Annotated in this window: 20 protein-coding genes; 4 read left to right on the forward strand and 16 right to left on the reverse strand. The window is 69.3% G+C overall.

The window, feature by feature from the left end; all coding sequences use genetic code 11:
- Positions 1–118: 118 nt before the first annotated feature.
- On the reverse strand, positions 119–1,282 hold the full coding sequence (locus H9658_RS07205) for a dipeptidase (RefSeq protein ID WP_191824881.1): 1,164 nt from the start codon (positions 1,280–1,282) through the stop codon (positions 119–121).
- A 244-nt stretch (positions 1,283–1,526) separates the two neighbouring features.
- Between H9658_RS07205 and H9658_RS07210 the strand changes: the two genes are divergently transcribed.
- Positions 1,527–2,795 (forward strand): cation:proton antiporter, encoded by a 1,269-nt coding sequence (locus H9658_RS07210; RefSeq protein WP_191824882.1) that lies wholly within the window; start codon positions 1,527–1,529, stop codon positions 2,793–2,795.
- 21 nt (positions 2,796–2,816) lie between these two features.
- Here H9658_RS07210 and H9658_RS07215 read toward each other — a convergent pair whose 3' ends face one another.
- Positions 2,817–3,749: a LysR family transcriptional regulator gene (locus H9658_RS07215; protein ID WP_191824883.1), complete on the reverse strand. Its 933-nt coding sequence runs from the start codon at positions 3,747–3,749 to the stop codon at positions 2,817–2,819.
- A 141-nt stretch (positions 3,750–3,890) separates the two neighbouring features.
- On the opposite strand from H9658_RS07215, the gene H9658_RS07220 reads away from it, so the two are divergent.
- A complete protein-coding gene (locus H9658_RS07220) occupies positions 3,891–4,157 on the forward strand; it encodes a DUF2798 domain-containing protein (RefSeq protein ID WP_191824884.1) in 267 nt (88 codons plus the stop codon).
- A gap of 138 nt (positions 4,158–4,295) precedes the next feature.
- Here the strand turns inward: H9658_RS07220 and H9658_RS07225 are convergent, their stop codons facing one another.
- The 13 genes from H9658_RS07225 to araD1 all read right to left on the reverse strand — a co-directional run bounded on the left by H9658_RS07225 (position 4,296) and on the right by araD1 (position 20,817).
- Entirely contained in the window at positions 4,296–5,015 is a 720-nt protein-coding gene (locus tag H9658_RS07225) for a hypothetical protein (RefSeq protein ID WP_191824885.1), read from the reverse strand.
- Positions 5,016–5,112: 97 nt separating this feature from the next.
- The gene (locus tag H9658_RS07230; RefSeq protein ID WP_191824886.1) at positions 5,113–5,733 is read right to left on the reverse strand and encodes a glutathione S-transferase family protein; all 621 of its coding nucleotides are present in this window, start codon (positions 5,731–5,733) and stop codon (positions 5,113–5,115) included.
- Between the two features lie 206 nt (positions 5,734–5,939).
- On the reverse strand, positions 5,940–7,931 hold the full coding sequence (locus H9658_RS07235) for a glycoside hydrolase family 97 protein (protein WP_191824887.1): 1,992 nt from the start codon (positions 7,929–7,931) through the stop codon (positions 5,940–5,942).
- A 187-nt stretch (positions 7,932–8,118) separates the two neighbouring features.
- Positions 8,119–9,192 (reverse strand): arabinan endo-1,5-alpha-L-arabinosidase, encoded by a 1,074-nt coding sequence (locus H9658_RS07240; RefSeq protein WP_206229862.1) that lies wholly within the window; start codon positions 9,190–9,192, stop codon positions 8,119–8,121.
- Positions 9,189–10,157: a glycoside hydrolase family 43 protein gene (locus H9658_RS07245; protein ID WP_191824888.1), complete on the reverse strand. Its 969-nt coding sequence runs from the start codon at positions 10,155–10,157 to the stop codon at positions 9,189–9,191. The genes H9658_RS07240 and H9658_RS07245 overlap by 4 nt, the downstream gene beginning before the upstream one ends.
- A 19-nt stretch (positions 10,158–10,176) precedes the next feature.
- On the reverse strand, positions 10,177–11,553 hold the full coding sequence (locus tag H9658_RS07250) for an MFS transporter (RefSeq protein ID WP_191824889.1): 1,377 nt from the start codon (positions 11,551–11,553) through the stop codon (positions 10,177–10,179).
- A 153-nt stretch (positions 11,554–11,706) separates the two neighbouring features.
- Positions 11,707–13,662, reverse strand: coding sequence for a glycoside hydrolase family 127 protein (locus H9658_RS07255; RefSeq protein ID WP_191824890.1), 1,956 nt, complete (start codon positions 13,660–13,662; stop codon positions 11,707–11,709).
- Positions 13,659–14,687, reverse strand: coding sequence for a galactofuranose ABC transporter, permease protein YjfF (gene yjfF / locus H9658_RS07260; RefSeq protein ID WP_191824891.1), 1,029 nt, complete (start codon positions 14,685–14,687; stop codon positions 13,659–13,661). Before yjfF ends, H9658_RS07255 begins: the two co-directional genes overlap by 4 nt.
- Positions 14,684–15,739: an ABC transporter permease gene (locus tag H9658_RS07265; protein ID WP_179570831.1), complete on the reverse strand. Its 1,056-nt coding sequence runs from the start codon at positions 15,737–15,739 to the stop codon at positions 14,684–14,686. The genes yjfF and H9658_RS07265 overlap by 4 nt, the downstream gene beginning before the upstream one ends.
- Complete coding sequence (locus H9658_RS07270; RefSeq protein WP_191824892.1) at positions 15,736–17,250, reverse strand: sugar ABC transporter ATP-binding protein; 1,515 nt, start codon at positions 17,248–17,250, stop codon at positions 15,736–15,738. The genes H9658_RS07265 and H9658_RS07270 overlap by 4 nt, the downstream gene beginning before the upstream one ends.
- A gap of 12 nt (positions 17,251–17,262) precedes the next feature.
- The gene (locus H9658_RS07275) at positions 17,263–18,255 is read right to left on the reverse strand and encodes an ABC transporter substrate-binding protein (protein ID WP_191824893.1); all 993 of its coding nucleotides are present in this window, start codon (positions 18,253–18,255) and stop codon (positions 17,263–17,265) included.
- A gap of 97 nt (positions 18,256–18,352) precedes the next feature.
- Positions 18,353–19,792, reverse strand: a complete 1,440-nt coding sequence (locus H9658_RS07280) for an aldehyde dehydrogenase family protein (protein ID WP_191824894.1) — start codon at positions 19,790–19,792, stop codon at positions 18,353–18,355.
- A 17-nt stretch (positions 19,793–19,809) separates the two neighbouring features.
- Positions 19,810–20,817, reverse strand: coding sequence for an AraD1 family protein (gene araD1 / locus H9658_RS07285; protein WP_191824895.1), 1,008 nt, complete (start codon positions 20,815–20,817; stop codon positions 19,810–19,812).
- Between the two features lie 151 nt (positions 20,818–20,968).
- Here araD1 and H9658_RS07290 point away from each other — a divergent pair, with 151 nt between their 5' ends.
- On the forward strand, positions 20,969–21,964 hold the full coding sequence (locus H9658_RS07290) for a LysR substrate-binding domain-containing protein (protein ID WP_191824896.1): 996 nt from the start codon (positions 20,969–20,971) through the stop codon (positions 21,962–21,964).
- 609 nt (positions 21,965–22,573) lie between these two features.
- Here the strand turns inward: H9658_RS07290 and H9658_RS07295 are convergent.
- Positions 22,574–23,371, reverse strand: a complete 798-nt coding sequence (locus H9658_RS07295) for an SDR family NAD(P)-dependent oxidoreductase (protein ID WP_191824897.1) — start codon at positions 23,369–23,371, stop codon at positions 22,574–22,576.
- A 173-nt stretch (positions 23,372–23,544) separates the two neighbouring features.
- Between H9658_RS07295 and H9658_RS07300 the strand changes: the two genes are divergently transcribed.
- Positions 23,545–25,269: an IlvD/Edd family dehydratase gene (locus tag H9658_RS07300; protein WP_191824898.1), complete on the forward strand. Its 1,725-nt coding sequence runs from the start codon at positions 23,545–23,547 to the stop codon at positions 25,267–25,269.
- Positions 25,270–25,338 lie beyond the last annotated feature (69 nt).

The raw sequence follows: 25,338 nt of genomic DNA on the forward strand, positions 1-25,338 counted from the left end.
GCGCAAGTCTGGACCTGCGCCGTAGCCGGGTCAATGCGCTGGGCGCATCGCCGCTGGAACAGTCCGGCGCGGCGCATGCAACGGCGCGGCACACCGGCGCACGCGATCTGGGCGTGCCTCAGGCCGCCCAGATCTCGCCGAACACCCGATCGAAGTTCAACCCCAGCACTTTCTCGGTCACCCGCGCGCCGTAACCATGGCGCAGCAGGCCGTCGGCGACGCGTTCGAGCTTGCGCACGCTGTTGACGTCGGGCAGGTACGGGGTGCGGTTCTCGCCGGGCGCACCGACGCCGTCGCGGCGGCGTTGCTGCATCTGCTCGTCCAGCTCGCGCATGTCCTGTTCGGTGACCGGAAAGAACAGCGAATCGGTGCCGATGCCGACGTGGTCCTCGCCGCACACGTCCAGCGCATGCCGCATGTGCCGCAGATAATCGGCCAGCTGCGGCTGGCGGCTGTCCTCGGTCAGGAACGGCAGCATGTAGATGCCCATCACCCCGCCCTTGTCGGCGAGCGCGCGCATGTCGCGGTCGAGCTTGTTGCGCGGATGCGCGAACACCGCGCTGCAGCCGGCATGGGTGAACACCGGCGGACGCTGCGACAGCGCGATACCGTCGCGGGTGGTCTGCGCGTTGGCATGGCTCAGGTCCAGCGCCACGCCGAGCCGGTTCATGCGCGCGATCGCCTCGCGCCCGAGCGCGGTGACGCCGCCGGCATCGCCGTCCAGGCAGCCGGTGCCGAACGGCGAGGCGCGGTTGTAGGACAGCTGCATCACGCGCACGCCGAGCTGGCGGAACAGATCGATGCGCTCGGGCTTGTCCTCCAGCATGGCCGCCGATTCGAAGGAGAAGATCAGCGCGATCCGGCCCTCGCGCTTGGCCCGCTGCAGGTCGTCGTGCTGCAGCACTTTCAGGAAGTGCTGCGGATAGGTTTCGACCAGCGCCTGCGCCGCGGCGATGTCCTTCACCGCCGCTTCGAAGTCGCCGTCGGCATCGCCCAGCGTGGTCTTCAGCGCGGTCACGCCGGAATCGCGCAACTGGCGTATGCGATCGGCGCTGTCGCCGTCGCCGGCCAACCGGCCGATCGAGGCCAGGGTGTTGGCGTCGAGCACCAGGGCGCGCCGATACAGCGCCTCGGCGTCGGTCGCGTGCGCACCCTGGTCGGCCGCGCCCTTCGCCGTCCCTGCCGCTGCGCCGCTTGCCGTCGCCGTACCCGGCAGCAGCCCCGCAAGCAGCGCGCTGCCGGAAAGGCCCAGCCATTGCCGCCGCGTCCATGCTTCGCTCATCGTCCTCTCCCCCACCGTATCAAGTGATGCCCCGCCCGTGGCCGTTGACGGCCGGGCGTGCCGCCCCGCATAGCACTGTATCCGGCGCGCGGCGGTCAGTGCCGAAAGTACCGTCGGCGGTTCGCTGCGACACCCGCGACGCCGCCCGGCCGCGCCGGCCGGCAGGCGGCGCAGGCGCCGGGCATGCGTGGCTTTCTCCGCGCCGCGCTCCTATCATCCGCCGACATATCAAGGATGCGTGCCAATGACCACACCGCAGATGTCCGTCTATTTCTTTCTGCAGGCGGCGGCAATCCTCCTGATCTGCCGGCTGGTCGGCCTGTTGGCCAAGCGCGTGGGCCAGCCGCAGGTGGTGGGCGAAATGATCGCCGGCGTGGCGCTGGGGCCGTCATTGTTCGGCTGGCTGCTGCCGGACGTGCAGCAGGCGCTGTTCCCCAAGCAGACCCTGGACATGCTGTACGTGTTCGCCCAGTTCGGCGTGGGCCTGTACATGTTCCTGGTCGGCACCGACTTCCGCGGCGACCATTTCCGCGCGCGCTACCGCAGCGCGATGAGCGTGTCGCTGGCCGGCATCGCGGTGCCGTTCGTGCTCGCGTTCCTGCTGGTGCCGTGGCTGCTGCACACCCCGGGCCTGTTCTCGGCCAAGGCCAAGACCCTGGAAGCCTCGCTGTTCCTGGGTGCGGCCATCGCCATCACCGCCTTCCCGATGCTGGCGCGGATCATCCACGAGCGCGGCCTCACCGGTAGTTCGCTGGGCACCCTGGCGCTCACCGCCGGCGCGGTGGACGATGCCGCGGCCTGGTGCATCCTGGCCATCGTGCTGGCCAGTTTCGGCGGCAGCTGGAACAGCGCCTACCTGGCGATCGGCGGCGGCGTGGGCTACGCGCTGTTCATGCTGCTGGTCGGCCGCCATTGGCTGCGGCGCCTGGCCGATCACGTGCGTCCCGACCAGCCGCTCAGCGCCAGCGTGCTGGCGGTGGTGCTGATGCTGTTCTGCCTCAGCGCCTGGGCGATGGACGCGATCGGCATCCATGCGGTGTTCGGCGGCTTCCTGCTCGGCGCCTGCCTGCCCAAGGGTGCGCTGACCGAGAAGCTGCGCGAACAGCTGCAGCCGTTCGTGGTGGTGTTCCTGCTGCCGATGTTCTTCACCTTCTCCGGGCTCAAGACCCAGCTCAGCGTGCTCCTGGACCCGCAGATCCTGCTCGCCGCCGGCGCGATCCTGCTGGCTTCGTTCCTGGGCAAGGGCATCGCCTGCTGGGCCGCGGCGCGCGTCAGCGGCGAGAACAACCGCGACGCCATGGCGATCGGCGCGCTGATGAACGCACGCGGGCTGATGGAGCTGATCATCATCAACATCGGCTTGCAGGCCGGGGTCATCGAACAGGGCCTGTTCTCGATCCTGGTGCTGATGGCGATCGTGTCCACGCTGATGGCCACACCGCTGTTCAACTGGGTGATGCGCCGCGCCGCCGCGCGCGAGGCGGCGCCGGCGGTGGCCGGCGGCAGGCTGTAGCGCGCCGCCTGTCGTGCCGGTCTAGGCCGTGGGTACGCGCCACGACTGCGGCAGGCACGCCACGATGTGCTCCTGAAAAGCGCGCACCTTCGCGGTGAAATCGCGGCGGTCGGCCACGCACAGGTAGAGCCGCATCGGTTCGGGCGCGGCGTTGACCGCGCCGGTGGCGTCGTACTCGAACAAGGCGCGCAACGCGCCACTTTGCAGGTAAGGCTGTGCCACGAACGCAGCCAACCGGGTGATGCCGCCGCCGGCCACGGCCATGCCGGCGAGCGCGTCGATGTCGTCGCCGACCAATGCCGGCGTCACTTCCGCGTCGAAGCGCAGCCCGTCGCGAACGAAGCCCCAGCGCAGGTAGCGGCCGTCCACCGGCCAGCGCAGCAGCAGGCAGGCGTGGTCCTTCAGGTGCTCCGGCGTCGTTGGCGTGCCGGCACGCGCCAGGTAGTCGGGCGCCGCACAGAACACGAACGGCACCGCGGCGATGCAGCGCGCGACCAGACCGTCCTGCAGCTGCGGCTCGATGCGGATGCTGACGTCCACGCCCTCCTGCGCATGGTCGACCCGGTGATCGGCGCTCAGCAGTTCGATCGACAGGCGCGGATGCCGCGCCGCCAGTGCCGGCAGCAGCGGCGCCAGCACGTGCCGGCCGAATGCGGCGGTGCTGGCCACGCGCAGCCGCCCTTCCGGTTCTGCCTGCGGATCGGCGACCGATTGCCGCGCACGCTCCAGATCCAGCTCGACCTGCCGCACCTGCTGCAGATACAGCGCGCCGCGCTCGGTCAGCGCCAGGCTGCGCGTGCTGCGATTGAGCAGGCGCACCCCCAGGTGCGCCTCCAGCCGCGCGATGTTCTGGCTCACCGCTGCGGCGCTCACGCCCAGCGCCTTGGCGCCAGCGGCGATGCTGCCGGCCTCGGCGGTGTGGATGAAACTGCGGATGGACAGAAGAAGGTTCACTGACGACAGCTATACGCGATGCATTCGTAAGTTGCAGTTTACAAAGTCGCAAGCCGCCCTCGCCTACTGGCGCCACGGAGCGCTTGCTAACGTGCCGCCTCCCGAGCTGCCAGGCTCGCAACGACCATCGAGGCATCGCCCATGCAGGATTTCGACATCGCCGCGCCACGCCGCCTGAAGCTGGGCGTGCGCGCCACGCCGTTCGTGTTCGCCTTCTACATGGCCACGATCATGGCCATGCTGATGTGCCTAGTGATTACCGCGGCCAATGCCGGGCTCGGCGAGGACTATCTGCCGCGGGTGCTCGGGGCGTACCGGCTGGCGATGCCGACCGCGTTCTGCTGCATTCTGGTGGTGCGGCCGCTGGTGATGCGGCTGGTGGCGGCGACGGTGCATGCGCCGCGTTGAGCGGTTTTCGCGTGCCGTCTCCGCAGCAAGCGTGTCATGCAGCGCAACGGTGGCGATCGGTCTTACGGTGACATCCTGTCGCGGCTGAAGCCGCTCCTACAGCGGCGTGGCGTGCACGGATGCAAGAAAAGCGCCGGCTTACAGCGGCGTCAGCCGCCATAAGCCGTAGGGATTGGCGAACAGGTCGCCGGGCTGGAACTGGGTGCTGGGTTCGGCATCGATCCGATAGCGCGGCGCATCCTCCGCGACGGCGAAGGTGTGGCCCTCGCGTATCGGCGGCGCTTCGGTGAACAGATACCAGCTGAAGGTGTGCAGCAGCGCCACCGGATCGGGCGCGGCCTGCGCATCGACGATCGCGTCCTTCATGCCGAAGTGATGCATGCCGCAGGAATGGACCTGCTCGCCGGTAATGTTCAACACGTAGGCACGATGGGCGCTGCAATGCGTCAGGTCCGCGCACAGCTGGCGCCATGCCCCCGGGCCGTGCGCGACGCCGCTGCTCTCGACCTTCACTCCCAGGCCGCCTGCATCCAGCAGCGCCGCGGCGGCCAGCATCATCGCCTCGGCGCGCACCCTGGAACCGCCAGCGCCGATCAGGTACACGACCGAGGCATGCGCGTGGATGCGCGCCATCTCGTCGGAATCGAGCCAATGCGGCCCGGCGGCAGCGAACGCGGCCGCCATGCGCGGGTCGCGCGGCTCGTATTCCAGTTCGAACGCGTCGCCGCTTTCCATGTGCAGCAGGACCCGTCCGGCAAACAGATAACCGCCGCTGTCGCGGACGATACGCGCCAGCAGCTCCGAGCGATCCTGCCACGGACCGGGAATGCACAACACGATTTTCGGGGTTTCGATCAAGATGGCGGCTCCTTGCCGTCAGGTGCCGGGCGCGCCCGACTGGAATGGCCGCCGCCGCAAAACCGGTGCGGCAGCGCTGGCAGGAGAAAAGCCGTGTTCAGGTGAGCGGCGTCATCACGCCCTTGCGGTAGGCCGGACGCTGTTGCAGGCGCGCATACCAGTCCTGCAGATGCGGCAGCGCAGGCCGTTCGATCGGCATCTCGAACCAGGCGTAGGCGAAGCTGCCCAGCGGGATGTCGCCCATCGCGAACTGCGCACCCGACAGCCAGGGCCGCTGCGCCAGCGCCGCATCGGCAATGCCCAGCAATTCGCCGGAACGCGCCAGCGCGGCAGCGATCCTGGCCTCGTCGCGCGCTTCTGGCGCGGTGCGCAGCGTGCCCCAGAACAGATCGCGGAATACCCCGGCGAAGCTCGAGGTGGTCCAGTCCATCCATTTGTCGCCGAGCGCGCGCTCGGCCGGGTCTTCGGGGTACAGCACGCCCGGCGCGTAGCGCGCGGCCAGGTAGCGCACGATGGCGTTGGATTCCCACAGCGCCAGGCCGTGGTCCTCGATCGCCGGCACCAGGCCGTTGGGATTCATCGCCCGGTAGTGCGGATCGTCGGTCCTGCCGAACGCGCCGCCGGCCTCGATCGATTCGTACGCCACACCGATTTCCTCGGCGCACCACAGCACCTTGCGCACGTTGCTCGAATTGTGTCGTCCCCAGATCTTCAGCATGGCAGCGCTCCTGTTGCGAGTGCCAATTCTATGCTCACACGCGTAGCGCAGGCCGATGCATGCGCTTGCGCCCGCTGCGACGCCAGCGCAACGGTGCAGATCCGGCCGCACCGACCGGCGCGGCGCGCAACAGCAGCGCCGCTTGCCACCGGCATCCCCAGGCGCGACTGCGACCACGCCTGCCGCTGCGCACGCCGCAGGCGCGCTCAGTCAAACTGCAACACGAAGCCGCCGCGCGCCGGCAATGCCACCTCGAGGTTTTGCGTCGGCCCCACGTCGATGCGGCGGCTGGCCAACCCCAGCGGGCCGTCGCCATCGACGATCAGGCGTGCGCCGCGACCGGCCACACCCAGCTCCGACAAGTTCAGGCGCAACGTGCGCGGCTGCGCATCGGCATTGATGCCTGCCACGTACCAACGCGTGCCGCCGCGCCGCGCGAACACCGCGAAGCGCCCGGGATAGCCGTCCACATAGCGGCTGTCGTCCCACACCGAGGGCAGCTCGCGCAACAGCGCGCGCACCTCCGGCGCTGCCTTCTCAAGATTCTCGGGCGTCTCGGCGTAATGCTGGATGCCGGAGACGAACAGCACCGTCTCGGCCAGTTCGAAGCCCGGCGTGGTGCGGCGCTGCACCTTGTCGTTGAGCTTGACCAGGGCCAGCGGGGTGAAGTCCATCGGGTCGAACACGTTGCGCGCGAACGGCAGCATCGCCGCATGCGCCGGCACCTGGTCGGCGTTGACCTGCTCGAAGGTGGCGAATTCCAGCCCGCGCACCGCCTCCATCGTCATCAGGTCCGGCCAGGTGCGCTGCCAGCCGCGCGGCAAGGTGGCGCCATGGAAGTTGAGCATCAGCCCGTACGGCGCGGCGTCCTGCATGATGTCCAGGTAGTAGCCGATCATCGACTGCCCGTCGCCGCCGAAGAAGTCGATCTTCACCCCGGCCACGCCCATCGTCTTGAGCCGTTCGAACTCGCGGATGCGGCTGGCGTGGGTCAGCATGCGGTCGCGCGGGGTCTGCGGCGCATCGTTCCAGCTGCCGGCCGAGTTGTACCAGAGCAGGATGGCCACGTGCTTGCCGCGGGCGTAGTCGATCAGCTCGCGCATCCTGTCTTCGCCGATCTGCGTGTCCCACAAGGCGTCGATCAGGGTGTAGCGCCAGCCCATGCGCGCGGCGAAATCGATGTAGCGCTTCTGCACCTCGAAAGTGGTGGCGCCGTCGCCGAGCAGCGGCCAGCTCCACGATGCCTTGCCCGGCTGCGGCGGCGCGACCGGCGCGACCGCGGGCGGGTCGGCCAGGTCGGTGCCGAGGGTGGACTCGGCGATGGTCTTCAGGCTGCCGATGGCGACGATGCGCCAGGGCGAGCGCCACGGCAGCGCGAAGCTCGGGTTGGCGGCGCCACCGGGGAGCACTTCGCGCGGATCGGGCATGCCGATCGCATACTCGCCGGGCACGTCGGCGACATCGCGCAGGCGGCTGCCGGCATGGCCGCGACCGAGCGCGCCCTCGCTGAGCAAGACCCAGTCCGCGCCATGGCGGAACAGCGCCGGATACACCCAGCCGGCCGCGAGCGGCGACGGCGTGCCCACCGCGATGTCCTGCAGGTAGTACTCCTCGTACGCGGGGTTGGTCCTGCCGAACCCGGTCTTGGCCGCCGACATCGGCTGCAGCCACGCACGGGTCTGGGCCGCGAAGCGGAACGTGCTGGCGTCCTCGCGCAGCTGGCGGATCGTCGCATCGCGCTGCGGGAAGTCGTAGCGGAACGCGACGCCGTCGTCGGACACCTGGAATTCGATCTGCAGGCGTTCGCCGTTGGCGCCGCGCCAGGAGAACACGCGCCGGTTGGCGCGGTAGTCGTTGATCCGTCGCTTGCCGGTGAGCAGTTCGTAGCGATCGCGCACGGCGGCGACCGGCGACACCTCGATCAGCTGCAGGCCCTTGGAAAAATCGGCATCGTCGCGCACCAGACCGAGCCGCGAGGGCAGCAGCACCTCCCGTCCCTGGCGCAGCACGCGGTAGTGTGCGGTGCCGGCCGAGTCCAGGGTCAGCTGCGCGCGCAGCGTGGCGTCCGGGCTGAGTACCTCGCCGACCATGCGCTCGGCGGCCAGCGCCGGCAGCGCGCACAACAGCAGCGCGCACGCTGCCGCGATCGTGGCCCAGCCCCTGCGCCAGCGGCTCAGAATTGCGGATTCTTTTCCCATACAGCCCTCACTCGGCAATAGACCGCATAACGCTGGTGGACTCGGCGTTGCTCACCTTCCCCAACATGTCGCTAGCGCGTATCGACCGTGCGCTGCACCTGTCCAAGCAGCACGGACGCGACGCGATTACCGTGTTCAGCGGCGGGGCCGAACCCGCCGGCGCCCGCGGGACGGCGCACGCGCCGGCTCACTTCTGCAACGCTGATGCATCCACCTGCGGCCATTGCTGCGCGTCCCAGCGCAACGGCAGCACGTGCAGCTTGGGCCGGCCGTTGTCCTTGCTGTCGTAGGCATGGAACACCAGGTAGTCCTTGCCATCGAAGGTGTACGCGCTGTTATGGCCGGGACCGGCCCAGCGTGCGCTGCCTTGCAGCACCAGGCTGCCGCCGCCCTGATCCAGACGCTTGCCGTCCTTGTCCAGGTACGGGCCGGTCACCTCGCGGGCGCGGCCGACCATGATCTTGTAGTCGCTCTTGACGCCGCGGCAGCAGTGGTCCCAGGACAGGAACAGGTAGTACCAGCCGTTCTTCTTGAACACGAACGGCGCCTCCAGTGCGGCCGGCTCCGGCTCGGCGTCGTCCACCAGCAGCGAGCGTTCGCGCTTGGCCAGGGTCTGCCATTGTTGCGGCTCGGCCAGGTGCAGGCGGTCGGGCGCGAGCCGGACCAGCTTCAGTCCGCCCCAGAACGAGCCGAAGCTGAGCCAAGGCGTGCCCTGCGCGTCTTCGACCAGGTTCGGATCGATGGCGTTCCACAGGTCGCGCTGCGGCAGCGAACGGATCAGGATGCCGTGGTCCTTCCAGGCGAAGGCGGGATCCTTGGGATCGAGCGTGGTGTTGGTGGCCACGCCGATCGCCGAGGTGTTCTTGCCGCCGCTGGAAACGGAGTAATACAGCGTGTAGACGCCGTCGTGGAAGGAGATGTCCGGCGCCCAGATATGCCCGTTGAAGTCCTTGACCACGCTGGCGGTCCAGGCCGGACTGTGCGCGAACACCGGCGGCTCGGCCTTCCAGGTCTTCATGTTGCGCGAGCTGTAGACGCTGATGCCCGGGCCGGTAATGAACAGGTACCAGGTCTTGCCCTGGCGGATCATCACCGGATCGTGCGCGAGCACATCGGCGTGGTAGCCCTTGCGCGGCGCGGCCACCGGCGGTTGGTCGAGCATCGAGGCACCGGCGGCCGACGGCGGCGTCTGCGCGGCCGCAGTGGCGCACAACGCGACGCCCAGCAGCAGGCCGGCGAGCCGTGGCAGGCGCCGGCTCATGCGCCATCCTCGCCGACGATCGCCTCGCGTTGCGGGCGGCCGAACACCGGCATGCCATCCGCGTCCCACTGCAACGGCTGCACGCAGGCGTGGCGGTCGGGATTCCATAGCGGGTCGCCTTCGATGTCGCGGTAGTTGCGCGCGTGGTAGACCAGCAGGTCCTGGCGGCCGTCTGCGGAGACGGTGAAGCTGTTGTGGCCGGGGCCATACACCTGTCGCTCCACATCGGTCGCGAACACCGGCTGCGGCGACTTGTGCCAGGACGCCGGGTCGAGCAGGTCGTCGTTCTCGTCGGCCCACAGCAGGCCCATGCAGTAGCGCGCGTCGGTGGCGCTGGCCGAGTAGCTGACGAACACCTTGCCATGCCGCAGCAGCACCGCCGGGCCTTCGTTGACCAGGAAGCCCTGCACTTCCCATTCCAGTTCCGGCCGGCTCAGCAGCACCGGCACGCCGGCCAGTTGCGTGGGCGTGGCCATCGGCGCGATGTACAGGTTGGAGTTGCCGGCGATCTGCGGCGCCTTCTGCGCCCACACGTAGTAGCGCTGGCCGCGGTGGGCGAAGGTGGTGGCGTCCAGGCAGAACGCATCGATGCCGCTGTGCACCTGGCCGAGGAATTCCCAGTCGCCGCCGAGCGGATCGTCGGCGCCGCAGCGCAGCGCGTACATGCGGTGCTGGAACAGGCCGTCGCGGATCTCGCGCGACGGCGCCGCGGCGAAGTACACGTACCAGACGCCGTCGATATGGTGCAACTCCGGCGCCCAGATCAGCGCGCTGGCCGGGCCGCTCGGCGGCGCGTGCCACACCGCGACCGGCGCGGCGTCGGCCAGGCCGTCCAACGTGCGCGCGCGGCGCAGTTCGATGCGGTCGTATTCGGGCACCGAGGCAGTGAAGTAGTAGTGGCCGTCGTGGTGGCGCAGCACGAACGGATCGGCGCGTTGCGGTACCAGGGGGTTGCTGATGTGCATGGTGTGCGTCCGTGGGTCGTCAGGTAGGCGTGGCCGGCGGGGCGGCCGCCACGCCTTGCAGCGACAGCGGCAACGTGCCCTGGGTGAGCCGGCGGTAGTAGTCGTCGGTGATGCGGTAGCCGAACATCAGCGCCCCCATCAGCGCATGGAACAGGCCCGGAATCACCGACAGCATCAGCGCGATGCCGGTCAGGGTGAAGGTGCTCTGCGGGCGGTCGGGCACATACTGGTAGTAGGTCAGCAGCCAGCCGACCAGCGCGCCGGCCACGCCCATGCCGGCCTTCTGGCAAAACGAGATGCCGCCGAACGCCAACCCGGCCACGCGCTTTCCGGTCTTGGCCTCGCCGTAGTCCACCGCTTCGGCGATGGCCGACCAGAACACCGGCGCGTGCAGGTCCACCACGAACGAGATCAGGAAATACAGCACGAACGCGAGCAGCGTATCGCCGGGCTTGACCAGCACGAACATCAGCACGCTCAGCAGCGCCACCAGCAGCTGGCTGTAGCGGAACAGCTTGATCTTGCAGAACGCCTTGGTGATCCAGGTGGAGGCGACCATCGCCAGGATCGCGGCCGCCACGCCGGTGGACAGGAACGCCGACAGCAACCGCGCGTCGCCGCCCAGGTAGTACTTGGCGTAGTAGGCGGCGACCGAGCCGCGCACCACGTAGCCGACGGTGCCGGTCACGCACACCGCGCACAGGATCAGCCATTGGTCGTTGCGCAGCAGCAGGCGCAGTTGCTCCAGGAACGGCTTGCGCTCCACTTCGTGCTGCACGCGTTCGGTGGTGGTGAAGAAGCAGAACAGGAACAGCAGCGTGGCCATCGCCCCCATCAGTCCCATCGCCCATTGGTAGCCGCGCGCCAGGTTGCCGTCGCCCCAGGCCACCGCCAACTGCGGCACCACGATGGTGACCAGGAACGCGGCGACCTTGGCGAAGAACAGCCGGTAGCCATTGGCCGACAGGCGCTCCTTGGGATCGGCGGTGAGCACGCCGATGATGGAGATGTAGGGAATGGTGACGCCGGTGAAGATCAGCATCACCAGCAGATAGGTGGCGTAGGCGTAGGCCAGCTTCAGGTTGTAGGCCAGGTCCGGGGTGCTGAAGGTCAGGAACACCGCCAGCCCGAACGGCACCGACAGGAACAGGAAGTACGGCCGGTAGCGGCCCCAGCGCGTATTGATGCGGTCGGTGACGATGCCCATCAGCGGGTCGGTGACCGCATCGACCATGCGCACGGCGATGAACAACAGCGCCAGGTCCTGCGGTTTGAGGCCGTAGATATCGGTATAGAAGAAGGTGATGATCAGCATCATCGACGACATCACCACGTTCACGGCCATGTCGCCGGCGCCGAAGCCGACCTTCTCGATCACGCTCAATTTGTGTTGCATGCGCCCCTCCTGCGAAGCTCGCGCGATGATTCGTAGAGCCCGGCCGTGCCCTCCACGCGCCGGGATGCAAGCACGCTCAGCCGGACTGCGCCACGTCGCCTCCCGGTGGCGGCGACGCGCCGCAGCAGGACACGCCACGCGCGCGTGGCGGGGTCAGAATTGCGGGTTCTTTTCCCACACCGGCCTCGCTCGGCAATAGACCGCATAGCGTTCGTGGGCGATACGGTAGAACGGCACCAGGGTGATCGGGCCTTCGATGCCGTCGGCCTCGAACACCTGCTCCTGGCCGTCGCGCCGGCGCGCCCACAGTGTGTCCGGCGCGAAGTAGACCGCCGGCAACTGGCGGCCGACGATCTTGTTCAACGACGGCCGCTGGTCGGACACGTGCAGCTGCGCCGGATCGATGCCGTCGCTGCCCAGTTGCGCGGCCAGCACCAGCGGGCCGTACATCATCGCCTGCAGGCTGGGTTCGTCGGGCAGCGGCGCGGCGTGCAGCGCCATCGGCAGGTCCAGTTCGATGCGGTCGCCGTCGGCGAAGCGGCGCTGCAACTCCAGATAGCTGCCCGGGGTCGCCTTGACCGCCTGCGCCTTGCCGTTGATGCGCAGGCGCACGCCCTGCGTGGCCCAGTACGGGATGCGCAGGCGCAGCGTCATCTGCTGCGCGCGCTTGCACTGGAACTCGAGCGCGGTGCCTTCCTGCTGCGGGAAGCGCGTGCGCTGGACCACGCGCATGCCGCGCTCTGGCCAGTCCAGCTGCGAGGCGATGAACAGGTTGACGGTAAGGCCGGCATCGTCGCGGAAGTAGATGCTGTCGTTGCTCTTGGCGAACTCCTCCACGCCGGTGCCGGTGCAGCACCAGAACGAAGCGAACGGGGTGTTGTAGAGCTTCCAGTACCCGGCATCCATCGGCACGAAATACATCATCATGCCGGCCTCGTCCTGGGTGCCCAGGCGCGCGTTGAACAGCACGCGCTCGTAGTAATCCATCAGCGCCGCGTCCGGCTGCCAGGTGTACAGGTGCCGGGTCAGCTTGAGCATGTTGTAGCTGCAGCAGCACTCGTGGCTGTGCCCGCTCAGGCGCCCGGCGAAGTGGTCCGGCTTGCCGAACATCTCGAAGTCGCTGGTGCCGCCGGTGCAATAGGCATGGTGGCCGCTGACGGTGCGCCAGAAGAATTCGGCGATCTGGCGCTGGCGCGGCTCGCCGCCGATCTCGTAGGCGCGCGCGGCGGCGACGATCTTCGGGATCTGGGTGTTGGCATGCAACCCGGCCAGCGCGTCGCGGCCCTGCGCCAGCGGCTCTAGCAGCGATGCCTGCTCGTAGCGCGCGGCCCAGCGCCGGTACTTGTCGTCGCCGCTGAGCAGGTACAGCTCCAGCAGCGACTCGTGCACGCCGCCGAACTCCACGCCGAGGATGCGCTGCCACTGCGCGTCGTCGAAGCCGTCCATCCACGCGCCCAGCCAGTCGGCGAAGCGCTGCGCGGTGCGCAGCGCCTGTGCGTTGCCGGCATGGCGGGCCATGTCCAGGTGCCCGGCGAGGATCTTGTGCGCGGTGTAGATCGGCACCCACACCTCCTCGCGGCGGCCGAGCCGGTCGTAGAACGAGGACGGGTATGCGCCGAGGTAGCCGTCCGCGCGCTGGCAGCGCGCCAGCTCGGCGACCAGCGCATCCGCCTTGTCCTTCAGCGCCGCGTCGCCGGTCGCCGCGTACAGCAGCGCGCAGGCCGACAGATAGTGGCCACCGGAGAAATGCCCGCGGATTTCGCAGTGCGGCGATTCCCAGCCGCCCAGCGGCTCGGCGTGCGAGTCCAGTCCCGCGGCAAGCCGGAAATTGTGCAGCAGGCGATCGTTGGGAATCGACATCAGGTAACGGCGGTCGCGCTCGCGCGCCTGCAGGAACGGGCCGTCGAGCAGTTGCACCTGGCCCATCGCGAACGGCTGCTCGCGCAATTGCACCGCTGGCTGCCGTTTCGCGGCGGCCGGCGCAGCCGATGGCGTCACGGCCAGCGCCTCGCCCTGCGCCAGCACACCCAGCGCGGCCAGCGAGGCGCCGCCGTAGTGCAGGAAATCGCGCCGTGTGCAGGCCAGGCCCGCCTCTTCATGCTCCGTCATGCGTCCGCTCCCGAATCCGGCGTGCGCCGGGTCAACAAGCGCTGCAGCAGGCAGAACACCAGCAGCAGCGCGCCGATCACGATGCGTGTCCACCACGAGCTGAGCGTGCCGTCGAACACGATCAGGGTCTGGATCACGCCCAGGATCAGCACGCCGAACAGCGTGCCGATCACGTAGCCGCTGCCGCCGGCCAGCAAGGTGCCGCCGATCACCACCGCGGCGATCGCATCCAGTTCCAGGCCCAACGCATGCAGGCTGTAACCGGACAGCATGTAGAAGGTGCACACCACGCCGGCCAGCGCCGAACAGAACCCGCTGAAGGCGTAGACCTTGACCTGGGTGGCGGCCACCGGCAGGCCCATCAACCGCGCCGAGGCCTCGCTGCCGCCCAGTGCGTACACGCCGCGGCCGAAACGCGTGCTGTGCGCCAGCCACATGCCCAGCGCCACCGTGGCCAGCGCGATCAGCGCGCCGATCGACAGCGACGCGCCGGCGCCGATCGGCACGCGGAACTGGGCGATGGCCACGTACAGCGCATCGTCGATCGGGATCGAATCGACGCTGATCAGGTAGCTGGCGCCGCGCGCCAGGAACATGCCGGCCAGGGTCACCACGAACGGCTGCAGCCGATAGCGCTGGATCAGCATGCCCATGAACGCGCCGAACAGCGCACCGAGCAGCAGCACCAGCGGGATCGCCGCCAGCGGCGACCAGCCGTGGTGCTGCACCAGCGACGCCGACAGCACCGTGGTGAAGGCGATCACCGCGCCCACCGACAGGTCGATGCCGCCGCTCAGGATCACGAACGTCATGCCGACCGCGGCGATGCACAGGAAGGCGTTGTCGATCAGCAGATTGGCGAACACCTGCGGCGACAGGAAGCCGTCGTAGAGCGCGCCGCCGGCGCCGGCCATGGCCACGAACAGGGCCACGGTGATCGCCAGCGGCAGGCGCGCGCCGTGCAGCAGCGTGCCGGCACGGCGCAGGCCGCGCGCGGTCTGGACCGGTACGCCGGCCGCGCTCATCGCCCCGCTCCCGGCTCGGGACGCCGCACCCAGCCGCGCACGCTGGCGCGGAACTGCGGCGATTGCAGCAGCATCACCGCGAACACCAGCAGCGCCTTGATCAACATGTTGACCTGCGCCGGCACGCCGATCGCGTAGATCGTCGCGGTCAGGGTCTGGATGATCAGCGCGCCGATCAGGCTGCCGGCCAGGCTGAAGCGGCCGCCGTCGAGCAGCGTGCCGCCCAGCGTCACCGCCAGGATCGCGTCCAGTTCCATCAGCTGGCCGGCATTGTTGGCGTCGGCGCTCTTGACGTTGGAACTGATCAGCAGCCCGGCCAGGCCGGCGCTGAATGCGCAGAACACGTACAGCAGCACCGCGATCAGCCGCGCCTTGACCCCGGCCACCCGCGCCGCACGCGGGTTGTGCCCGATCGCGCGCACGAACAGACCCAGCGCGGTGCGCCCGAGCAGCAGCTGCAACACCACGAACACCGCGGCGACCACGAACAGCGCGAACGGCAGGCCGAGCAGGAAGCCGTTGCCGAGGTAGAAGTACGGCGGGTAGTAGATGGTCAGGATCTGGCCGTCGCCGATCAGCTGCGCCACGCCGCGTCCGGCCACCATCAGGATCAGCGTGGCGATGATCGGCTGCATGCCGACCTTGACCACCAGCAGGCCGTTCCACAGCCCGCACGCGGCGGCGACCAACAACGGCGCCACAATCACCGCCCACAGCGGAAAGCGGCTGTGCTCGCCGCCGCCGATCATCCATGCCGCCACCGTCGCGGCGATCGCCACCACCGCGCCGACCGAGATGTCCAGGCCGCGCACCGCGATCACCAGGGTCATGCCCAGCGCGACCAACGCCAGCGGCGCGGCGCGGTTGCCGATGTCCACCAGGTTGCCGTACAGGTGCCCGTCGCGCCATTGCAGCGCCAGGAAACCGGGATTCCACAGGCCGTTGCCGAGCAGCAGCAGCGCCAGCGTCGCCAGCGGCCAGAACAGCGGGTGGGCGGCGATGCGCGCCGGCAGCCGCGGCGCGCTGGGCGATCGGGTGGCCGCCGCGCTCATGCCGCCGCGCTCCCGGCGATCAGGTCGAACACCGCGCGCTCGCCGCAGCCGCCGGGCAGTTCGCCGACCAGGCGCCGTTCGCGCAGCACGGCGATGCGGTCGGCGATGCGCTCGATCTCGGCGACCTCGGCGGAAATGAACAACACCGCCATGCCCTCGCGGGCCAGCGCCAGGATGCGGGTCATGATGTCCTGCTTGGCGGCGATGTCGATGCCGCGGGTGGGTTCGTCGAGGATCAGCAGCCGCGGCCGCGTCGCCAGCCAGCGCGCCAGCACCACTTTCTGCTGGTTGCCGCCGGACAGCAGGCCGACCGGGGTCTCCACGCTGGCGGTCTTGATGCCCAGCGCGTCCACGTAGCCCTGCGCGATGCGCACCTGCTCGGCCAGCGGCAGGAACCGGCGCAGGCCCATGCGCGCCTGCAGCGCCAGCACGATGTTCTCGCGCACCGACAGCTCGGCGACGATGCCGTCGGTCTTGCGCTCTTCCGGGCACAGCGCCAGGCCGTGGCGGATGGCGTCGGGCGGGCCGCGCAGCGCCACGTCATGGCCGTCGATGGAGACGCGGCCGCAATCGGCGCGGTCCAGGCCGAACAGCAGCCGCGCCAGTTCGGTGCGGCCGGCGCCGAGCAGGCCGGCCAGGCCCAGCACCTGGCCGCGGCGCAGCTGCAGGTCGATCGGGTGCAGCTGGCCGCGCCGGCCCAGGCCCTGCGCCTGCAGCAATACCGGCGCGGCTTCGGGCGGCGCGGCGTCCACCGCCGCGGCGGCCGCGGCGGCCACGTCCAGTTCGCGCCCGACCATCGCCGCGATCAGCCGCGGCGCCGGCAGGTCCGCGGCCAGGTATTCGCCGACCAGGCGGCCGTTGCGCAGCACGCTGATGCGGTCGGACACCGCGTACACCTGGTCGAGGAAATGGGTCACGAACAGGATCGCCATGCCCTGCTCGCGCAGGCCGCGCATCACCCGGAACAGTTCGGCGACCTCACCTTCGTCGAGGCTGGAAGTGGGTTCGTCGAGGATCAGCACCCGCGCCGACACGCTCAGCGCGCGTGCGATCGCCACCATCTGCTGCACCGCCACCGGATAGGCGGACAGCGCGCGGCGCACGTCGATGTCCACGCCCAGCCGCTGCAGGCACTCGCGCGCCTCGCCCTCGACCCGGCGCCAGTCGATGCGCCGCGGCCAGCCCTTCAACGGATAGCGGCCGGCGAAGATGTTCTCGGCCACCGACAGGTTCGGGCACAGGTTCACTTCCTGGTACACGGTGCTGATGCCCAGCTGCTGCGCCTGCAGCGGCGAGTTCGGCGCAATCGCGTCGCCGCCCAGCGCCATGCGCCCGGCATCGGCGGCGACCGCGCCGGTCAGCAGTTTGATCAGGGTCGATTTGCCGGCGCCGTTCTGGCCCATCAGCGCGTGGATCTCGCCGCGGCGCAGGCACAGCGCCACGTCGTCCAGCGCGGCGACGCCGGCGTAGGCCTTGCTCAGTCCCTGCGCGTGCAGCACCACCGGCGTCATCGGCAGGCTCCGTCAGTACTTGCGCTTGGGCAGCTCGGCGGCGGCCTGCTCCTGGGTGTAGACCGATTCCTCGACCACGATGCGCTTGGGCAACGCCTTGCCGGCCTTGACGTCGCGGATCGCCTGCACCAGTTGCGGGCCGAGCAGCGGATTGCATTCCACGGTGACGTTGAGCTTGCCGGCCTGCATCGCCTCGAACGCGCCCTTCACCCCGTCGATGGAGATCACCAGGATGTCCTTGCCCGGCTTCAGCCCGGCTTCCTCGATCGCCTGGATCGCGCCGATCGCCATGTCGTCGTTGTGCGCGTACAGCACGTCGATGTTGCGCCCTTCCGACTTCAGGAACGCCTCCATCACTTCCTTGCCCTTGGCGCGGGTGAAGTCGCCGCTCTGCGAGCGCACCACCTGGAAGCGCGGGTTGGCCGCGATGATCTCCTTGAAGCCCTTCATGCGGTCGATCGCCGGCGCCGAGCCCACCGTGCCCTGCAGCTCGACGATGCGCACCGGCTTGTCGCCATCCTTCAACGGCGATTTCTCAAGCAGCCAGCGCCCGGCCTTGCGTCCTTCCTCGACGAAATCCGAACCGATCAGCGTGGTGTACAGGCTGTCGTCGGACACCTTGACCGCGCGGTCGGTCAGCACCACCGGGATGTTCGCCGCCTTGGCCTCGCGCAGCACGGTCTCCCAGCCGGATTCGACCACCGGCGAGAACGCGATCACGTCCACGCGCTGGGCGATGAACGAGCGCAGCGCCTTGATCTGGTTCTCCTGCTTCTGCTGCGCGTCGGAGAATTTCAGCTTCATCCCCGCCTGCTCGATCGCCTGCTTCACCGAGGCGGTATTGGCGGTGCGCCACTCGCTCTCGGCGCCAACCTGGCTGAAGCCCACGGTGATCTGGCCAGGCTTGCCGGCCGCGTCCTTGCCGCCGCCGGAACACGCGCTCAACGCCGCGCCCAGCAGTACCGCCATCCCCAGCACCGCCGCACGCACACCTGACTTCTGCATAACCCCTCCTCGTTCGTTGCACGCTGGCGGTCACGCGGCGTTCGGGCCGCGGCGGCCGCCCACCCTCCCAGGCAGGCGCGCGAATGGATCGATCAGTTCATCCCGCGAATGTATAGGCCGTCTTGACCGTCGTATAGAACTCCACCGCATAGCGGCCCTGCTCACGCGGGCCATAGCTGGAGGCCTTGCGCCCGCCGAACGGCACGTGCGGATCGACCCCGGCGGTCGGCAGGTTGACCATCACCATGCCGGCCTGCGCATGCCGCTTGAAATGCGTAGCGTGCTGCAGCGAGCGCGTGGCGATGCCGGCGCACAGGCCGAATTCGGTGTCGTTGGCCAGCGCCAGCGCGTGTTCGTAGTCGTCGGCCGGCATCACCGCCGCGACCGGGCCGAACACTTCCTCGCGCGCGATGCGGTGCTGCGGCTGCGCGGCGATCAGCGCCGGGCGCATGTAGTGGCCCTGGTGCTCGCATTCCAGTGCGTCGCCGCCGTATACCAGCTCGGCGCCTTCTTCCTGGGCGATGCGCACGTAGTCGCGGTCCTGCGCGAACTGGCTGGCGCTGGCGACCGGGCCGATGTCGATGCCCGGGGTCAGCGCATGGCCGATCTTCAGTGTGGCCAGGCGCTTGCTCACGCGCGCGACGAAGTCGTCGTAGACCGCGCGCTCCACGATCAGGCGGCTGGACGCGGTGCAGCGCTGACCGGTGGAGAAGTAGGCGCCGTTGACCGCGATCTCCACCGCCAGGTCCAGGTCCGCATCGGCCAGCACCACCAGCGGATTCTTGCCGCCCATTTCCAACTGGATCTTCAAGCCGCGCGCGGCCGCCTGCTTGAGCAGGTGGTTGCCGGTGGGCACCGAGCCGGTGAAGCTCAGCGCATCGATGCCACGGTCCTCGACCAGCGCCTGGCCGACGGTGAGGCCGCTGCCGATCACCAGGTTGAACGCGCCGCTGGGCAGGCCGGCGCGGCTGAGGATCTCGGCCAGCGCCCAGGCGCAGCCGGGCACGATCTCGGCCGGCTTGAACACCACGGTGTTGCCGTAGGCCAGCGCCGGGGCGATCTTCCACGCCGGGATCGCCAGCGGAAAATTCCACGGCGCGATGATGCCGACCGTGCCGACCGGCTCGCGGGTGATCTCCACGTCCACGCCGGGGCGGGTGGAGGCGAGCTTTTCGCCGGGAATGCGCAGCGCCTCGCCGGCGAAGAATTTGAAGATCTGCCCGGCGCGCGCGGCCTCGCCGATGCTCTCCGGCAGAGTCTTGCCCTCCTCGGAAGCCAGCAGCGTGCCCAGTTCCTGCTTGCGCGCCAGGATTTCGCTGCCGACGAAGTCGAGTGCGTCGGCGCGCTGCTGCGGCGTGCTCGCCGCCCACTTGGCCTGCGCCGCGTTGGCCGCGGCGATCGCGCCGCGCACCGCGTCGGCGTCGACGCTGCCGACTTCGCCGACCGGCGCGGACAGATCGGACGGATTCTCGTCCGCCGCGATGTCGCTGCCGGCCACCCACTGGCCGTCGATATAGCTCTGGAAACGTTGGCTCATGCCATTCTCCTGTTCGGTTACAGCGCGCGCACGCCGCCCAGTTCGAACCCGGCCGACACCCGCTGCAGCGGATTGACCAGGGCCGCGCCCAGCTCCGGCAGTTCGATCTCGAAGCGGTCGCCCGGCTCGGCGTGCACGCCGTCGGCGAAGCTCAGCGTGGCGGTGCCGAAGAAGTGCAGGTGCACGTCGCCGGGCACGCGATGCGCGGCGTACTTGAAATGGTGGTATTCCAGATTGGCCAGCGAGTGGCACATGTTGGCCTCGCCGGTGACGAAGGGCTTCTCCCAGATCACCGCATCGCCGCGGCGGATGCGGCTGCTGCCGCGCAGGTCGCGCGGCAGTTCGCCGCTGCGCAGCTCCGGCCCGACTGCGCAGGCGCGCAGCTTGGAATGGGCCAGGTACAGATAGTTCTGGCGCTCGGTGACGTGGTCGGAGAACTCGTTGCCCAGCGCGAAGCCGAGCCGGTAAGGCACGCCGTCGGCGCCGATCACGTACAGCCCGACCAGCTCCGGCTCCTCGCCGCCGTCCAGCGCGAAATCCGGCGACGGCAGCGGTGCGCCCGGCGCGACCAGGATGCTGCCGTCGCCCTTGTAGAACCATTCCGGCTGCGCGCCGGGCTGGCCGTCGCGCGGGATGCCGCCTTCCACGCCGAGCTGGAAGATCTTCATCGAATCGGTGAGCGTGCCCTGGTCGGCCTGCTGCTGCAGGTTCTGGTGCATCGCGTCGCGGGTGGCGGCGCTGCCCAGGTGGGTCAGGCCGGTGCCGGTGACGCGGCAGTGCGCCGGGTCCGGATGGGTCAGCGGCGACAGCACGCGGTGGTTCGCCAGCAGTTCGGCGTAGTCGAGCACGATGTCGCCGAGTTGATGCGTGGCGTAGTCGTCCAGGCCGAGGCCGGCGGCGAGCGCGGCGTTGGCCAGCGCATAGGTCGAGCCGACTTCGCGCAGCAGGCGCACCTGGGTGCCGTCCGCCGCCACCGCGCCCACGCTGGGGATGCCGGACTCGTCGAGCAGTTGGATCAATCGCATGAATCGGTCGCCTGTCGGAATACGAAAGAGCCGCGCGGCAGCACAGACCGCCGGTGCCGCGGATGCGGTTCTATTCTGGCCGGATGACCTATATGCAACAAATATCGTTTTTGGCTTAATGTATACGAACATTCATATGCATAGGGCCGCCATGCCTGCCGCCACGCCCTGGTTCGTCCGCGCCCGCCTGAAGACCCGGCAATTGATGCTGCTGCTGGCGATCGAGGAGGAAGGCAACATCCATCGCGCCGCCGAGACCTTGAACATGTCGCAGCCGGCCGCGTCCAAGCTGCTCAAGGACCTGGAGGACATGATGGAGGTGCCGCTGTTCGAGCGGCTGCCGCGCGGCATGCGCCCGACCTGGTACGGCGAGGCGATGATCCGCCACGCGCGCATCGCCCTGTCCAGCCTGGGCGAGGCCGGCGCCGAGATCGAGGCGTTGAAGGCCGGCTATTTCGGCAGCGTCAGCGTCGGCGCCATCGCCGGGCCGGCGATGACCCTGCTGCCGGCGGCGCTGGCCCAGGTCACCGAACAGCATCCGCTGCTGCGCGTGGCGCTGCGCGTGGACGGCAGCGACGTGCTGCTGGAGCAACTGGCGCAGAACAAGCTCGACATCGTGGTGGCGCGGCTGTTCGCGCGCCACGACAAGCGCAACCTACACTACCAGGCGCTGGCCGAGGAAGAGGTGTGCGCGATCGCCCGCCCCGGCCACCCGATCCTGGCGATGCCGCAGCCGGCGCTGCGCGAACTGGCCGACGCCGGCTGGATCGTGCCGCCGGACGGCAGCGTGCTGCGCCACCGCTTCGAGCTGATGTTCCAGAACGCCGGGCTGGAGCCGCCGAAGCGGGTGGTGGAGACCTCGGCGCTGGTGGTGCTGCCGCAGCTGCTGCGCCTGGGCGACTACCTGGCGGTGGTGCCGGTGGACGTGGCCCGGCATTTCGCCGACCACGGCAGCGTGGCGATCGTGCCGGTGGAGCTGTCGTGCCGGATGGACGCGTTCGGCATCATCACCCGCACCGACTGGCTGCTGTCGCCGGGCGCGCGGATCATGCTGCAGGCCCTGCAGGCCGCGGCCGGGCCGGTGTATGGCTACGTCGCGCCGGCCGAAGAAGCGCCGGCGCCGGCGGATGCGCAAACCGAAGGATGAGGTCGGGGCTGAAGCCCCTCCTACAGTGCACCCAGCCGGTCAACCGCACGCCCCTTGCAGGAGCGGCTTCAGCCGCGACCGAACGCAGCGGTAAACATTCCGTCTGCGCACACCGTCGGGGCTGAAGCCCCTCCCACAGTGCACCCAGCCGACCAACCGCAAGCCCCTGTAGGAGCGGCTTCAGCCGCGACCGAACGCAGCGGTAGACATTCCGTCCGCGGACACCGTCGGGGCTGAAGCCCCTCCCACAGTGCACCCAGCCGACCAACCGCAACCCCCTGTAGGAGCGGCTTCAGCCGCGACCGAACGTAGCGGTAGACATTCCGTCTGCGCACACCGTCGGGGCTGAAGCCCCGCCCACAGTGCACGCAGCCGACCAACCGCAACCCCCTGTAGGAGCGGCTTCAGCCGCGACCGAACGCAGCCGCAGCCCATGCGCGCCGCCAAACCATCGGAGCCGAAGCCCTCCCACCCTGCAACCCGCCAGGCAGTCGCGACCATCCTGTGGGAGCGACTTCAGTCGCGACGAGCGGAGCCTGGAAGCGCGACCGTTTCAACGATCGGTCGGAGCCCAAGCCCCTCCGACATGTCAGCGATGCACCCGCTCGCTCAGGTCCACCCACCATCCACCACGAACTCCTGCGCGGTGATCGCGCGCGACTCGTCCGAAGCCAGGAACAGCGCCATGCGCGCGATGTCCTCCGGCATCACCTTGTCCGGCAGGCACTGGTTGCGCGCCAGTTCGCGCTCGCCGGCCTCGTCCAGCCACAGCGTGACCTGGCGTTCGGTCATCACCCAGCCCGGGGTCAGCACGTTGACCCGGATCCGCGCCGCGCCCAGCTCGCGCGCCAGGCCGCGGGTCAGACCGTTCACCGACGACTTGGCGGTGGCGTAGACCGGATAGCCACCGGTCTTGGTCTGCCAGCCGGTGGAACCGAGATTGACGATCGAACCGCCACCGAGCCGCTTCATGCCCGGCACCGCCGCCTGGATCGCGAAGAACGCGGCGCGCTGGTTGATCGCCACGCAGCGCTCCCAGTACTCCGGGGTCACCGCGTCCAGCGCGTGCCGGTCGTCGCTGCCGACGTTGTTGAGCAGCACGTGGAAATCGCCCAACTCGGCGGCGGCCTCGCCCAGCGCCGCCTGCAGCGCGGCCACGTCGGTGACGTCGCAACGGCGCCACCACGGCTTGGCCAGGCCGGCCGCGGCCAGCCGCTCGGCCAGCGCCGCGCTGGCCTCGGCGGCCACGTCGACGAAGGCGACCTGCGCCCCCTGCCCGGCAAAGGCCTCGACCAACGCCGCGCCGATGCCCGACCCGCCGCCGGTGATGAAGACGCGGCGCCCGTGCAGGCTGCCGTAGGTTGCGTTGCCGGTGCCGGGAGACGCCGCGCTTGCCGTGTTGTCCATGCCGTTTCGCTCTAGGTGGATAGGATTTTGATATACGAAAAGAAATATCTGAATGCAGATATTTGTTATTTTTCATGTATCAATATGCCCGCTAGCATCGCCGACGTAAAGCACCCGGGCGACGCCGCGCAGGCACCGATCCGGGCCGATCAGGTCTCGAGGATTCCGCCAGCATGGGCTCACCCACCAAACCGGTCCGCCGCAGCCAGGCGTGGTTCGGTCGCGAAGGCAAGCAGGGTTTCTACTACCGCAGCTGGCTCAAGAGCGCGGGCCACCCGCACGACATGTTCGACGGGCGCCCGGTGATCGGCATCTGCAACACCTGGTCGGAGCTGACCCCGTGCAACGGCCACCTGCGCGAGCTGGCCGAGCACGTCAAACGCGGCGTCTACGAGGCCGGCGGCTTCCCGCTGGAATTCCCGGTGATGTCGCTGGGCGAGACGCAGATGCTGCCCACCGCGATGCTGTTCCGCAATCTGGCCAGCATGGACGTGGAGGAATCGATCCGCGCCAATCCGCTCGACGGCGTGGTGCTGCTGATGGGCTGCGACAAGACCACCCCGTCGCTGCTGATGGGCGCGGCCAGCGTGGACCTGCCGACCATCGGCCTGTCCGGCGGCCCGTCGCTGTCCGGCAATTGGCGCGGGCAGCCGCTGGGTTCGGGCACCGGGGTGATCCAGATGTCGGAGATGGTCCGCGCCGGTACCCTGAGCCAGGACGAGTTCGTCGAGGCCGAGGCCTGCATGCAGCGCTCCAAGGGCAGCTGCATGACCATGGGCACCGCCTCGACGATGGCCAGCATGGTCGAAGCGCTGGGCATCTCGCTGCCGGAAAACGCGGCGATCCCGGCGGTGGATTCGCGCCGCGCGCGGCTGGCGCGGCTCAGCGGCCGGCGCATCGTGCAGATGGTCGAGGAAGACCTGCGCATGTCGCAGGTGCTGACCCGGTCCGCGTTCGCGAACGCGATCAAGGTCAACGCGGCGATCGGCGGCTCCACCAATGCGGTGATCCACCTGCTCGCCATCGCCGGGCGCCTGGGCGTGCCGCTGAGCCTGGACGACTGGGATCAGTTGGGGTCGCGGCTGCCGTGCCTGGTCAACCTGAAACCGTCCGGCCAGTACCTGATGGAAGATTTCTACTACGCCGGCGGCTTGCCGGCGGTGATGCGCGAACTCGGCGCCGAGCTGGACCTGGACGCGCGCACCGTCAATGGCCGCACCCTCGGCGAGAACGTGGCCGACGCGCCGTGCTGGAACCGCGAGGTGATCCATGCGCTGGACACGCCGTTCCGCGAACAGGCCGGCATCGCCGTGCTGCGCGGCAACCTGGCCCCGGACGGCGCGGTGATCAAGCCCTCGGCCGCCTCGCCGCACCTGCTGCGGCACCGCGGCCGCGCGGTGGTGTTCGAAAGCATCGAGGACATGAAGGCGCGCATCGACGACGAAGCGCTGGACATCGATGCCGACTGCATCATGGTGCTGAAGAACTGCGGCCCGCGCGGCTACCCCGGCATGGCCGAGGTCGGCAACATGCCGCTGCCGCCGAAACTGCTGCGCGCCGGCGTCACCGACATGGTGCGCATCTCCGATGCGCGCATGAGCGGCACCGCCTACGGCACCGTGGTCCTGCACGCCTCGCCCGAAGCCGCCACCGGCGGCACCCTGGCGCTGGTGCGCGACGGCGACATCATCGAACTGGACGTGCCCGGGCGCTCGCTGCACCTGGAGGTCAGCGACGAGGAACTGCTGCGCCGGCGCAGCGAATGGACGCCGCTGCCGACGCCGCTGCGCGGCTGGAGCAAGCTGTACGTCGAGCACGTGCAGCAGGCGCACCTGGGCGCGGACCTGGATTTCCTGGTCGGCGGCAGCGGCGCCGACGTGGCGCGCGATTCGCACTAGCGCCGCGCTGTTGTAGGAGCGGCTTCAGCCGCGACAGGCCTTACCGATAGCGCCTGTCGCGGCTGAAGC

Source organism: Xanthomonas bonasiae (genome assembly GCF_014836395.1).
GTDB classification, from domain to species: Bacteria; Pseudomonadota; Gammaproteobacteria; order Xanthomonadales; family Xanthomonadaceae; genus Xanthomonas_A; species Xanthomonas_A bonasiae.